The following is a 12,209-nucleotide window of genomic DNA, read 5'->3' on the forward strand; positions in this document are numbered from 1 at the left end:
CAATACTGCTTGGGTTTTTAAGAAACCCTAAACTTGGCTCAGCAATCTCAAATGACTATGTGATTTCTCGCATGGCCACTTGTGATGCTGATAATCTTTGTGACTATCAGTCCGTGCTCACAAGCACCCACACGAATTGCTTGATTCGATTTGTTAAAGAGCATTTGGTTAAGAGCGTTTCGTCTCAACCGAGGCGCGCATTCTACGCCTTCCTCACTTGCTGTCAAGCGTTTGTTTTGAAGTTTTTTACAACCGGTTTCTTTCGAAACCCTTAAACCTCAACAACTTACCGCTTGCCTCGAAGCGTTCAACGCTGCGAGGAGGCGAATAATACGCGCTTTGAGATCAGAGTCAACACCTTGATCTGAAAAAACTTTCTGCCGACGTTTTACATCCGTCGGCAACTAATGAAAGCGCCGCGAATCTGTAGAGAAACCCCACCCAATGGAGCGTAGCGGCCATGAGCGATGCGCAAAGCGAGAAAACGCCGGGCCTGTCGGCGGACGAGGAGCAGGAAGTCAGCCTCAGTCAGCCGCCCCGAGCGGCAGTACTGCACGAGATCATTCGTTACCAAGGCGATCAGGAGCTGGAACGTACACTCGCCGCACTATGGTGGTCGGCACTCGCCGCGGGCTTGTCCATGGGGCTGTCGCTCATGGCCATGGGCCTGTTCTACGCCCGCCTGCCGGAGGGGGACAGCGCTCAGGTGGTCGCCAGCATCGGCTATAGCGCAGGCTTCCTTGCAGTGATACTGGCGCGTCAGCAGCTGTTCACCGAAAACACCCTGACCGCCGTGTTGCCGGTAATGACTGCCCCTACCCTGGCCAACTTCGGGCGCCTGCTTCGCCTTTGGAGCGTTGTATTGCTTGGCAACCTCGCCGGCACCTTGCTGGTGGCCTGGGTAATGCTGGAACTGCCGATCTTCGACAGCAAGACCGACGTGGCCTTCCTGGAGGTAGGCCGCAAGGTCATGAAGAACGATATCAGCCAGATGTTCGCCAAAGGCATCGTATCGGGGTGGATGATCGCCACCATGGTCTGGATGATCCCGTCGATGGAACACGCCAAGATCTGGATCATCCTGATGATCACCTACCTGATGGCCTTGGGAGACTTCACCCATATCGTGGTCGGCTCGGTCGAGGTGTCCTATCTGGTCTGGGCCGGCGATGAAACCTGGAGCAGCTTCTGGCTTGAGTTCGCCCTGCCGACACTGGCGGGCAACATCATCGGCGGCAGCTTCATCTTCGGCTTGATCAGCCATGCACAGGTGCGCAGCGACAGCGGCAAACCGCCCTCACGGCTACTGAAAGAGGACCAGCCACCCTCCCCGCGCCGCAACAACGGCAACAAATGAACTTCAGCGTGCCGCTACCACGCGCTCGTTCGCCTGGCCGCGCGGACGCACAGGCCGCGGCTGCCACCAGTTCTGCCCGGCGTGCGGAGAATCAAGACTGACGCGCTCTCCCATCTGCGGTGTGCTCAGGCGCACCTGTGCCTGGTTGGCCAGCGCCAGGATGCGCTCGAAGGGCTCCTGCCAGCCGTGGATGGACAGGTCGAAGGTGCCATTGTGAATCGGCAACAGCCAGCGCCCGCGTAGATCCAGATGAGCCTGCAGGCTCTGCTCCGGCTGCATGTGCACATCGGGCCAGGCGACATTGTAGGCCCCGGTCTCGATCAGGGTCAGGTCGAACGGCCCGAATCGCTCGCCAATCTGCTTGAACCCATCGAAGTAGCCGGTATCACCACTGAAGAATACCCGCACATCCTCGTCGACGATCACCCAAGACGCCCACAAGGTCCGGTTGCTGTCCAGCAGCCCACGCCCGGAAAAGTGCTGGGCGGGGGTGGCGACAAAGCGCACGCCCTCGACCTCGCTTTCCTGCCACCAATCCAGCTGCCGCACCTTTGCCGGAGCTACGCCCCAGCTCATCAGCAGGTTGCCTACGCCCAGCGGGGCCAGGAACACACTCGTGCGCGCTGACAGTTGGCGAATCGCCTGTTCGTCCAGATGATCGAAGTGATCATGGGACAGTACCACCGCAGCCAACGGCGGCAACTGGTCCAGCGCCAGGGGCGGCGCATGGAAGCGCAGTGGGCCGGCCCACTGCACCGGCGAGGCACGCTCGGCGAACACCGGGTCGGTAATAAAGAAGCGCCCGCGCAACTTGAGCAATACCGTGGAATGGCCAAGGCGCCACAGGCTGCGGTCAGGTGCGTCGAGCACCTGCTGGCGGGTCATGGGCTGGAGGCTGACCGGTGTGGTCGGCCGGGTCTCCGGCGGCTTGCGCAGGAACAGGTACTTGAGCCCGATGCGCAGCTTCTTCAATACGCCATCCGGTGGCAATGACGCCTGATTGTGAAAACGCCCTTCCCGCTGGGGCGCCGGCTCGCCGGCAGAGTTGGCCAAAGGGACCATCAGCAACACTCCTAGCAACAGGAAAGCGTTCATGCTACCTCACAGTGATCGGATCAACCGTGAATTGGCTTGTAAGGTCATTTTTCGTTGATGAAACACTGTTCAACAATATTCATGCGAGTTATGCGATAAACGGTGCTTCAGCAGAAGAACGATGACCAATATGGATAAACGCAGCGGCAAAGGACTTTCATTCGCCAAACGCATCTACCTGCCGCGTGCCATCGGCCTGGGGATCGGCCTGTTCAGCGTCATGGCCGCCATTGCGCCGCTGTCACCGCCCACATGGGCATGGCTGCTGCTACTGTTCAACGGCTTGTTGTGGCCGCATGTGGCCTACCTGTGGGCCACCCGTTCGGCCGGGCCCTATCAGGCAGAACAGCGCAACCTGGTACTGGACTCCCTGATGGGTGGGTTCTGGACCGCCGCCATGCATTTCAATCCATTGCCCAGCGTGACAGTGCTGTCGATGATGACCATGAACAACGTCGCCGCCGGCGGCAAACGCATGGTCGTTCGCGGGGTGCTGGCCCAGCTGGCGGGCATGCTCGTCGCCATCCTGCTGCTGGGCCCCGGGCTGCAACTGAACGCGACGCCACTGCAGGTCTATGCCTGCCTGCCGATGCTGACCCTATACCCGCTGGCGCTGGGCTGGGTCTGCTACAAGTTGGCGATCAAGTTGGCCGACCACAAGCGCCGGCTGAGCGCCCTGAGCCTCACCGACAGCCTGACCGGCCTGCTCAACCACGGCGCCTGGAAGGACCTGCTGCTGCTGAAGTTCCAGGCTTGCCAGCAGCAACACGAGCACGCGGTGATTGCCCTGATCGACATCGACCACTTCAAGACCATCAACGACACCTTCGGCCACGTGGTCGGCGATTGTGTGCTGCGCCAGCTCGGCGCCGAGGTGCGGCACAATCTGCGCGAAGGCGACCAGGCCGGTCGCTACGGCGGTGACGAATTCTGCGTGATCCTGCCAGATACAAGCGAAGCCCAGGCCTGCCAGGCCATGGAGCGCCTGCGCGAGCGGGTCGCCAACTACCGCAACCCGCAATTGCCGCACCTGCGCATCAGCCTGAGTATCGGCCTTTCGGCATTCGAGGCCGACCTGGAGTCACCCGAGCACTGGCTCGAACAGGCGGACAAGGCGCTTTACACTGCCAAGCATGCGGGGCGCGACCAGGTCAATTTTGCCCGCAGCGACGCTGCGGCGCTCAGGCTGGCCTATCCTGATTGAACCTCCTTCCTGACTGACTGGCGGGAGGCTGCCTGAAGGAGCCGCTCGCGCATGGCCAGGACCGCCAACCTCCCACCCGCCAGCCCTGCACCGCGCTTCCAGGTGCGTCGACTGATCGCCGGTTTCAGCGCAATTTTCGGCCTGGCCTGCCTGGTCATCCTCGGCGCCCTGTTCAATATCGCAGGTACTCTTGACCATCAGGAGCGCCAGCGCAGTGCCTCTCAGGCAAACAAGGCGCTGGAGCAACGGCTGCTAGCCTCGCGGCAGTTCCTGTCCAGCTACGCCGTGTGGGATGCCGCCTTCGAACACCTGGCGGGCCAGGCCGACTGGAAATGGGCCTATGAAGAAAAGAACGTGGGCGAGTCGCTGTACAGCGCCAGCGGCTATGAAGGCGTGTTCGTGGTTGAGGACGCACGTACCACCTACGGCTTGTTCAAAGGCAAGCCTACCCAGGCGGCGGCCGGTACTTATATTGATGCAGCGCTGCAGCCAATCATCGACCAGGCCCGGGCGGCGGCCATCACCCGTGAACAGATCACCCAATTCGTCCTGTTCAACGGCTGGCCGGCAGTGCTCAGTGCCGCGGCGGTACGCCCGGACCGGGATGTGACCGATAGCGAGGTGCGCCAGGCACCGGTGATGCTGTTCGTCGACCAGCTCACCGAGGAAAAACTGGCGCTGTTGAGCAACAATGCCGGCCTGACCGGCATGCATGTGGAAAACGATGATGCGGGGGAGCACGGCCACCTGCGCATCGACCTCGGCGATACCGGCTACCACTTGTCCTGGAGCAGCCCGCTGCCGGGGCATCAGCTGCTGCGGGCAGTGTTGCCGCCGCTGGCGGGTGCCTTGCTGATACTCGGTCTGGTCATGCTGTACCTGTTCCGCCATGCCTTGCGCAGTTCGCGGGCGATAGACCTCACGCTCGCCGATCTGCAGCAGAGCAACCAGGCCCTGGAGGCCAGTGAACAACGTTTTCGCGCGGTGGCCGAGTCGGCCTCCGACTGGATCTGGGAAACCGATCGACAACAACGCCTGACCTACCTTTCGCAACGCTTTGTCAACGTCACTGGCTACTCGGTGGACGACTGGCTCGGCCACCCGCTCAATCAGTTGCTGGCCTGCGATACCACGCCGCTCTCGCCGTGGCTGGATGCCCTGGCCGTGGCCGATCCGCAACAGCTGGCCAACTTGCGCTGCACCTACCGCGACCAGAATGGCCAGAGCCGCTACTGCCGGATTTCGGCCCGTGCCATCTGGTACGACGGCAAGCCTGTGGGATTTCGCGGCACCGCCAGCGACATCACCGATGAAGTCGACGCTCATGCGCGCATCCAGCACCTTTCACTGCACGACCCGCTGACCGGGCTGGCCAACCGCAACAAGCTCGCCCGGCATCTCGAGCAAGCCCTGTTGCGCGGCAGTGATTCACCGCCACTGACCTTGCTGCTGCTGGACCTGGACAATTTCAAGCCTATCAACGACTCCCTTGGCCATACCGCCGGCGACGCCGTGCTGCAGGAGGTAGCGACCCGCCTGCGCGACAGCACCCGCGATGGCGACCTGGTCGCGCGCCTGGGCGGCGACGAATTCCTCCTGGTGCTCGGCGGCATGGACAACCGCAGTGAGATCGACCGTTTCTGTGCCCGCCTGATCGCCCTGCTGCAGCAACCGATCATCTTCGACAACCAGCCGCTGCACGTCGGCGCCAGCATCGGTGTCGCCCAGACCCGTACCCAGGGCTTCGATGCCGGTGAGCTGATCCGCTGCGCTGATATCGCCCTGTACCAGGCCAAGGCCGATGGCAAGAACACCTGGCGTTATTTCGCTGCCGAAATGAACCAGCAGATCCAGTACCGCCGCCAACTGGAGAACGACATGCGGCGGGCCCTGCGCAACCAGGAGTTCGAGCTGCACTACCAGCCGCGCTACCGCCTCAGCGACCTGCGCATCGTCGCGGTCGAGGCTTTGCTGCGCTGGCAGCATCCGCAGGAGGGGTTGCTGGGGCCGGACACCTTCATTCCGTTGGCCGAACAGAGTGACATCATTGTTGCGCTGGGCCGCTGGGTGCTGCGCGAAGCCTGCCGCACTGCCCATGACTGGCCTGCCGATGTACTGATTTCCGTGAACCTGTCACCGGCGCAGTTCCTGCGTAGCGATGTGGTGGCCGATGTACGCGAGATCCTGCTGGAAACCGCCTTCCCTGCTCAGCGCCTGGAGCTGGAAATTACCGAGAACGTGATGCTCAACGACATCGAAGGCGCGCTGGGCACCATGCTGTCGCTCAAGGAGCTGGGCGTACGCCTTAACATGGACGACTTCGGCACCGGCTACTCGTCGCTGGGCTACCTGCGCACCTACCCGTTCGACAGCATAAAGATCGACAAACGCTTCATCGGCGGGCTGAACAACACCGCCGGCAGCGACCGCGCCGTGGTCCAGGCCATCATCAACCTGGGCGAAGCGATGGGGCTGACGGTGACGGCCGAAGGGGTGGAAAGCGAGCAGCAGCTCAGGGCACTGCAGAAGGACCGTTGTCATGAAGTGCAGGGCTATTACCTGAGCAGGCCGCTGGACAGTGCGGCGCTCGAGGCGTTGCTGCAGCAGGCATCTCAGCGTTCGACACCCTCCCTGTAGCGCATGGAGGTAACCGTCTTGTCCAGGTTTGATACTTGCACACCCTCTGTGGGAGCGGGTTCACCCGCGAAGAATGCGACGCGGCATATGGCACCGGCTTCGCCGGTGTTCGCGGGTGAGCCCGCTCCCACAGTGATCGTCCAGGTTTTCGGTATTCGAGCGAAGCAGTTACTCCGCTATTACAGAGCGGACTTCCGCTGCAAACTGCGCTCTGCCACGATTTCCGGCAGGTCGCGCCGGCGCAGGTAGGTGCGCAGCGGTTCACCGATGTTCAAACGGTCATCCACATGCTGCTCCAGCAACAGCGCCAGCCGTTCGCGGCACAGGGCCATGCGCTGCCCTTGCTCGGGCCGCCAGACAAACTCGCAGCAGGGCGTGATGCTGGCATCGGCCACATCCATGCCGAACGAATCTTCGGAAAAACGCACGATATGCGCACCGCGCTTGCCATGAAAACCGACAAAGCCCTTGAGCTGGTCGGCTGCGTTGCAGATGTCCTGGGAAGTGATGGCCATGACGTAACCTCGCAATTCAATCGGAAGATACGCACGCCAGGCGGGGAGAGGTTGCCTCTGCCGGGCAACTCGTGACCGGCAGCCTAACGCAAGCCGTGGCACAGGCGCCACGCTTTTCATCGATCAGCGGCCACCGTCAACCTGTGAATGCAGTACCTCGCCCAACCACTGCATGAACGCCTGCACCCTACGTGGCACGTGTCGTTGCCGGGCATACAGCAGTGACACGGGCATGGCCGGGGCCTGCCAGCCTTCCAGTACCGAAACCAGCTCACCGCGCTGCAGGTGTTCGGCCACGCCCACAGCTGGCACCTGGATCAGCCCCAGCCCTGCCAGGCAGGCCGCCGAGTAAGCCTCGGCATTGTTGACCGTGACCACACCGGCCATGGCCTGCAAGTGCAGTTCACCGTCCTGCAGGTATTCGAAACCGGTACTGCGCCCCCCCAGGGTACGCACGTAATGCACCAGATGGTGCTCGGCCAGGTCCTGCAGGGTGCGCGGCACGCCATGGCGGGCAAGGTAGGCTGGGCTGGCACAGTTGCGCATGCTCAGTTGCCCGACCGGGCGCGCCACCACGTCCAGGTCATGCAGGGCACCAATGCGCATCACACAATCGAAGCCTTCACGCAGCAGGTCGACCTGGCGATCGGTGCAACTGAGCTCCACCTCCAGACGCGGGAAACGCTGTAGAAACTGCGGCAGCGCCGGAATGATGACCCGGCGGGCCATCATGGTCGGCAGGTCGACCCGCAGGCGCCCGGCAAGCTCGGCATCGTCGGCGCAAAAGAGGCTCTCGATCTCATCCATCCCCGACAGCAGGTTCTTGCTGCGCTCGTAAAGCAAGGCGCCATCCTGGGTTGCCTGCACCCGGCGGGTGGTGCGGTTGAACAACTGCGTACCCAGCAAACGCTCCAGCGCCCTGACCTGCTCCGACACGGTCGAACGGGGCAGCCCCAGGCTCTCGGCAGCCAAGGTGAAACTGCTGACCTCACTGACCCGCACAAAGGTGCGCAACAACTCCAGCTTGTTCACTTGAACCTCGTCTATCCGGTTTTACCGAACAGTATTTCCATATTTGCTGGATTTAACAGCACAACCACGACCAATAGCCTGTACTCATCAGCCCACCATGAGGTTTTCACCATGACTCGCAAGATTGCCCTGATCACTGGCGCCAGCCGCGGCCTGGGCCGCAACACTGCCGAACACCTGGCCGCACGCGGTATCGATGTCATCGGCACCTACCACAGCAAGGCCGAGGAAGCCCAGGCCGTGGCCGCGCGGCTGGAGCAGGCCGGGGTCAAGGCCGCCATGCTGCAACTGGACGTCAGCGACAGCGCCAGCTTTGCCGCCTTCGCCGAACGCCTTGGAGCAACATTGCAGCAACACTTCGGTCGCGAGCGTTTCGACTTTCTGGTGAACAATGCCGGGATCGGCTTGAACGTGCCATACACCGAAACCAGCGAGGCGCAGTTCGACCAGTTGCTGAATATCCAGCTGAAAGGGCCGTTCTTCCTCACACAGCGCCTGCTGCCGCTGCTGGTCGACAATGGCCGCATCGTCAACATTTCCACCGGCCTGGCGCGCTTTGCGCTGCCGGGGTACGCCGCCTATGCCTCGATGAAGGGAGCGATGGAGGTGCTGACCCGCTACCAGGCCAAGGAACTGGGGGCGCGTGGCATCCGCGTGAACATTCTGGCGCCGGGGGCGATCGAGACGGACTTTGGCGGCGGCGTGGTGCGGGACAACCGCCAGGTGAATGAATACATTGCCGGCAACACGGCGCTGGGACGCGTGGGCTTGCCGGATGATATCGGGGCAGCGATTGCGCTGTTGCTGGAAGATGGCAATGGCTGGATCAACGGGCAACGGCTGGAGGTTTCAGGCGGGATGTTCCTCTGAGGTCAGTTTTTCTGGGGCCGCTTTGCGGCCCCCTTGGCCCTCACGGCCGATTCTGCTCCTCATGCACCTGCACACTGGCCGTCATTCCCGCACTCAGGGTCACCCCCTCCGGCACCTGGTCCAGGCGAATCCTCACCGGTATCCGCTGCGCCAGGCGCACCCAGTTGAAGGTCGGCTCAACCTCCGGCAGCAACTGGCTGTCCGGGTTGCTGTTGCGGTCGGTGATACCACGGCTGATGCTCTCCACATGCCCTTGCATCGGCTCGCCCGCGCCCATCAGCCAAACCTTTACCGCATCCCCCACGCGAATGCGCGGCAGCTTGGTTTCCTCGAAATAGGCCTGGATATAGAAGGTTGAATCGTCCACCAGGGCCATCACCGACTCCCCGGTGTTCACATAGTTGCCCTCGGCCAGGCGCAGGTTGGTGATGTGCCCGCTACGCGGTGCACGCACCTCACTGCGCGCCAGGTTGATTTTGGCAACCTGCAACTGTGCCTCGGCCTCGTGCAACTCACCGCGGGCGATGGCCGCATTGATCTGGGCGTTTTCCCGCAATTCGGCACTGATCGCCTCCGGCCCCAGGGCAGTACGCCGGGCTGCTTCACGCTCGCGCAGGCGAAGTTGTTGGGTACGTGTCTCGGTCACTGCGCTGGCCTGGTCGAAGGCAGCCTGGAAGCGTTCGCGGTCGATGCTCATCAGCAGGTCGCCAGCCTTGACCTGCTGGTTGTCACGGACTTTCAGCTCGCGCACCCAGCCGGATACATCAGGGGCGATCACCACCACATCCGCACGCACACGGGCATCGCGGGTCCAGGGGGTGAGCATGTAGTACTGCCATAACTGATAACCGGCAAACACGGCAAGGGCTACCACACACAAGGTGATCAGGGTACGTACGGCCGCACGCATCGAAACACTCCTTTATAAAGCTCCCAGCAGTCGCACCACCAGGAACAACACACAAACGAACAACGCCGCGTCGAACAGCGCTTCATGCCAGATCCAGCGCCCCAACGGCGTGGCCTGCACCAGCAGTCGCAGCAACCCGGTAAGTACCAGCGCCAGCAACACATAAACCAGAAAGGGACTGAACAGCACGCCGCCCACTTCCCACTCACGCAACCCCATGGGTTTCCTCCTGCCAGCGGCACCACTTGCCCCAGCTTTTCTGCAGTTGCAGCACCGCCCCTTCGGCCAACCGCAGCGGATCGCTGGAGGGTAGACGGCGCAAGGCGCCAATGAACTGTTCGCTGGCGGCATCCAGGCGCTGCCCACGCCCGGGCGCCGGCCCTTTGGCCAGCACGGCCTCTACCTGCTGCAGGTATTCGCGCTCGGCGCGCCCCAACGGGGCCTGGGCGACCGCCAGGCACATGCGCAGATGCACCAGTTCGTCGCCGATATCCAGGCCGTGCAGGCCATCGTCCCAGCGCTTGCGCTCGTTCTCGGGCAGTTCGCTGGCATGCCGCGCAAGTTGCATCAGGCGGTCGGCCATGCGCCCGCCAAACCAGCTGTCGGCCCCGCGCAGGTCGCGCCGGGTCAGGCGCACCAGATCGTTCTGGGTCGCCGCGCGCAGGCGCCGGCCCAGCCAGGCCGGGTGGCGAAACACCAACAAACGAAAGGCCATCACCGCCGCCGACACCCCCACCAGCATGGCCAAGGCACTATTGAGCATGGTGGCCACGCCGAACTGCATGGCGTTGAGCGGCGACACCAGCACGATGAAGTGCAGGCAATAGGAGGTAGCCGTGGCCCCGGTCCGCGGGTGAGCCATGCCCAGCGCGCCAAGAAACAGCGGCACGCCCATGCCCAGGCACAGCATGGCGAAGCTGCTCCATTGCGGCAGCAGAATCTGCCCGACCAGAAATGCCGCAGGTATGGCAAGGCAGATACCGCGCAAAAAGCTCAAGCCGATCTGCGCACCATTCTCGCGGCTGGCGAACAGGCTGCAGACCACGCAGGTCAACACCAGCCCACCCGGTGCCGAAGGCCAGGCGGTAGCCAGCCAGAAGCCGCTCATTACCAGAAAGGCCAGCGCACTGCGTGAGCCGAACAGCAAAGCCAGCGACCAGTCGCGGTGCGCGGCCAGGCCTTGGGACACATCCTTGGGCGCCCTGCCCGCTTCCACATCCTCCAGCGCCTGGCTGGCAGCCATGGCGTAATCCAGCAGCAGCGCCATGCGCGCCAGGCAGAAGTGCTCCGCCGGGCTGATCTGTTCGTCGTGGGCGGCATCCCAGATGCGCTGGCGCAGCAACAACAGGCTCGGCTGGTCGGGCTTGCCCAGCAGTGCGCGCACCTCCTCCAACCAGGGTGCCAGGCTTTCGGCCTGGCGCTCATCAAGTTGCCGCCACTGCCGGCGCACCGAACGGGAAATGCGCAGCAGCACCATCAGTTTCTGGCTCAGGCCGCGAATGGCACGAGCGCGCTGGCGCCCGCGGTTGCCTTCGAACCAGGCGTGTTCGCGTTGGCTGTCGATGGCAACGATACGCCCCAGGCTTTCCAGCAGGCCTTTGCGCGCCTCGTCTTCGCCGCCCAGCATGGCACTGGCGGCCTGCAGGCCGTTCTGCCAGGCCTGGCGGGCCTGCCCGCCCAGTTGCTGCTCTACCCGCATGGGCCAGAGCAAGGCACTGCTGGCGGTGGCACAGAAGATACCCAGGCAGATCTCGGTGCAGCGCGCCACGGCCTGGTCGAACACCTGCAACGGGTGGTCGATGGCCGGCAGGGCAATGATCGCTGCGGTGTAGCCTGCCAACACGAAGGCATAGGCCCAGGCGCTGCGCAGTTGGGTGGAGGCGGCGGTGCACAGGGCCAGCCACAGGGCCAAGGTGAGCAGGAACAGCCATGGGGTCTGGGCAAACAGGCCGATGAACAGCACCGACGCGAACGTGCCGACCAAGGTACCGGCCAACCGCGCCAGGCCCTTCTGCACCACCATGCCCGACAACGGCTGGGCGACGATGAAAGCGGTCATCAGTGCCCAGGACGGTTGCTCCAGCCCCCAGCGCATCGCCAGCCACAGCGCCAGCCCGCCACCGAGCAGGGTCTTGATGGCGAACTTGAGGGCTAGGCTGCTAGGGGCGAACAGGGCCTGGAGGGTGATGGGCACGAGACGGACCTTGCGGGGATGGTCTTGTAGAAAGATAGACAATGGTGGGAAGGATAAAGCGGAAACGATTAATTAGCTAGCTAATCATCTTATGGAGGGACAGGCAACACAAGATTGCAGGCAAAAAAATGGGCGACCGAAGTCGCCCTAAATGCCTTGCGTGCTCGTGTACCCGGAAGGTCAGCGCGGCTTGCGCTTGTTCGAGTCCTTCCAGATGAAAATGCCCAGACCGGCAAAGAAGACGACCATCAACCCGACCGTTACCACTCCGGCGATAACCACGTTGTCGAAGAACATGCTGGCCTCCCCATTCGTTTGCCGTTGTCCGATGGGTGCACGTTAACCAATGTGGGGGCGGGGAAAATTGATCGGTGTCAATGGTGCCCGGGGCCGGG

The 12,209-nt window shown here is 62.8% G+C and carries 11 protein-coding genes; 4 read left to right on the forward strand and 7 right to left on the reverse strand.

What is annotated here, in order from left to right; translation table 11 throughout:
* Positions 1–460 precede the first annotated feature (460 nt).
* Positions 461–1,357 (forward strand): formate/nitrite transporter family protein, encoded by an 897-nt coding sequence (locus CAF92_RS17945; RefSeq protein WP_046614705.1) that lies wholly within the window; start codon positions 461–463, stop codon positions 1,355–1,357.
* Positions 1,358–1,360: 3 nt separating this feature from the next.
* Here the strand turns inward: CAF92_RS17945 and CAF92_RS17950 are convergent, their stop codons facing one another.
* Positions 1,361–2,452 carry an MBL fold metallo-hydrolase gene (locus tag CAF92_RS17950; protein WP_046614706.1) on the reverse strand — a complete coding sequence of 364 codons (1,092 nt, stop codon included), beginning with the start codon at positions 2,450–2,452 and terminating at the stop codon, positions 1,361–1,363.
* A gap of 130 nt (positions 2,453–2,582) precedes the next feature.
* Here CAF92_RS17950 and CAF92_RS17955 point away from each other — a divergent pair, with 130 nt between their 5' ends.
* Both CAF92_RS17955 and CAF92_RS17960 read left to right on the forward strand, forming a co-directional pair.
* Positions 2,583–3,656: a diguanylate cyclase gene (locus CAF92_RS17955; protein WP_046614838.1), complete on the forward strand. Its 1,074-nt coding sequence runs from the start codon at positions 2,583–2,585 to the stop codon at positions 3,654–3,656.
* 51 nt (positions 3,657–3,707) lie between these two features.
* Complete coding sequence (locus CAF92_RS17960; protein WP_085601526.1) at positions 3,708–6,293, forward strand: EAL domain-containing protein; 2,586 nt, start codon at positions 3,708–3,710, stop codon at positions 6,291–6,293.
* Positions 6,294–6,472: 179 nt separating this feature from the next.
* Here CAF92_RS17960 and CAF92_RS17970 read toward each other — a convergent pair whose 3' ends face one another.
* Positions 6,473–6,808 (reverse strand): DUF2025 family protein, encoded by a 336-nt coding sequence (locus tag CAF92_RS17970; RefSeq protein ID WP_085601528.1) that lies wholly within the window; start codon positions 6,806–6,808, stop codon positions 6,473–6,475.
* 123 nt (positions 6,809–6,931) lie between these two features.
* The gene (locus CAF92_RS17975; protein ID WP_085601529.1) at positions 6,932–7,840 is read right to left on the reverse strand and encodes a LysR family transcriptional regulator; all 909 of its coding nucleotides are present in this window, start codon (positions 7,838–7,840) and stop codon (positions 6,932–6,934) included.
* A 111-nt stretch (positions 7,841–7,951) separates the two neighbouring features.
* On the opposite strand from CAF92_RS17975, the gene CAF92_RS17980 reads away from it, so the two are divergent.
* Positions 7,952–8,710 (forward strand): SDR family NAD(P)-dependent oxidoreductase, encoded by a 759-nt coding sequence (locus CAF92_RS17980; RefSeq protein ID WP_046614710.1) that lies wholly within the window; start codon positions 7,952–7,954, stop codon positions 8,708–8,710.
* Between the two features lie 40 nt (positions 8,711–8,750).
* Here CAF92_RS17980 and CAF92_RS17985 read toward each other — a convergent pair whose 3' ends face one another.
* From CAF92_RS17985 to ccoM, 4 genes are all read right to left on the reverse strand, one after another.
* Complete coding sequence (locus tag CAF92_RS17985; RefSeq protein ID WP_085601530.1) at positions 8,751–9,620, reverse strand: HlyD family secretion protein; 870 nt, start codon at positions 9,618–9,620, stop codon at positions 8,751–8,753.
* Between the two features lie 12 nt (positions 9,621–9,632).
* A complete protein-coding gene (locus CAF92_RS17990; protein ID WP_046614712.1) occupies positions 9,633–9,839 on the reverse strand; it encodes a DUF1656 domain-containing protein in 207 nt (68 codons plus the stop codon).
* Positions 9,826–11,814: an FUSC family protein gene (locus CAF92_RS17995; protein ID WP_046614713.1), complete on the reverse strand. Its 1,989-nt coding sequence runs from the start codon at positions 11,812–11,814 to the stop codon at positions 9,826–9,828. The genes CAF92_RS17990 and CAF92_RS17995 overlap by 14 nt, the downstream gene beginning before the upstream one ends.
* Before the next feature lie 180 nt (positions 11,815–11,994).
* Positions 11,995–12,111: a cytochrome c oxidase subunit CcoM gene (gene ccoM, locus CAF92_RS27750; protein WP_025340347.1), complete on the reverse strand. Its 117-nt coding sequence runs from the start codon at positions 12,109–12,111 to the stop codon at positions 11,995–11,997.
* Positions 12,112–12,209: the final 98 nt, after the last annotated feature.

The sequence above is a fragment of the Pseudomonas sp. B10(2017) genome (genome assembly GCF_002113295.1).
GTDB lineage: Bacteria > Pseudomonadota > Gammaproteobacteria > Pseudomonadales > Pseudomonadaceae > Aquipseudomonas > Aquipseudomonas pudica.

Excerpts from the sequence above, each read along its gene's own strand:
- CAF92_RS17990 (WP_046614712.1), bottom strand. The coding sequence starts at position 9,839 with ATGGGGTTGCGTGAGTGGGAAGTGGGCGGCGTGCTGTTCAGTCCCTTT.
- CAF92_RS17960 (WP_085601526.1), top strand. The coding sequence starts at position 3,708 with ATGGCCAGGACCGCCAACCTCCCACCCGCCAGCCCTGCACCGCGCTTC.
- CAF92_RS17970 (WP_085601528.1), bottom strand. The coding sequence starts at position 6,808 with ATGGCCATCACTTCCCAGGACATCTGCAACGCAGCCGACCAGCTCAAG.
- CAF92_RS17950 (WP_046614706.1), bottom strand. The coding sequence starts at position 2,452 with ATGAACGCTTTCCTGTTGCTAGGAGTGTTGCTGATGGTCCCTTTGGCC.
- CAF92_RS17980 (WP_046614710.1), top strand. The coding sequence starts at position 7,952 with ATGACTCGCAAGATTGCCCTGATCACTGGCGCCAGCCGCGGCCTGGGC.
- ccoM (WP_025340347.1), bottom strand. The coding sequence starts at position 12,111 with ATGTTCTTCGACAACGTGGTTATCGCCGGAGTGGTAACGGTCGGGTTG.
- CAF92_RS17985 (WP_085601530.1), bottom strand. The coding sequence starts at position 9,620 with ATGCGTGCGGCCGTACGTACCCTGATCACCTTGTGTGTGGTAGCCCTT.
- CAF92_RS17945 (WP_046614705.1), top strand. The coding sequence starts at position 461 with ATGAGCGATGCGCAAAGCGAGAAAACGCCGGGCCTGTCGGCGGACGAG.
- CAF92_RS17955 (WP_046614838.1), top strand. The coding sequence starts at position 2,583 with ATGGATAAACGCAGCGGCAAAGGACTTTCATTCGCCAAACGCATCTAC.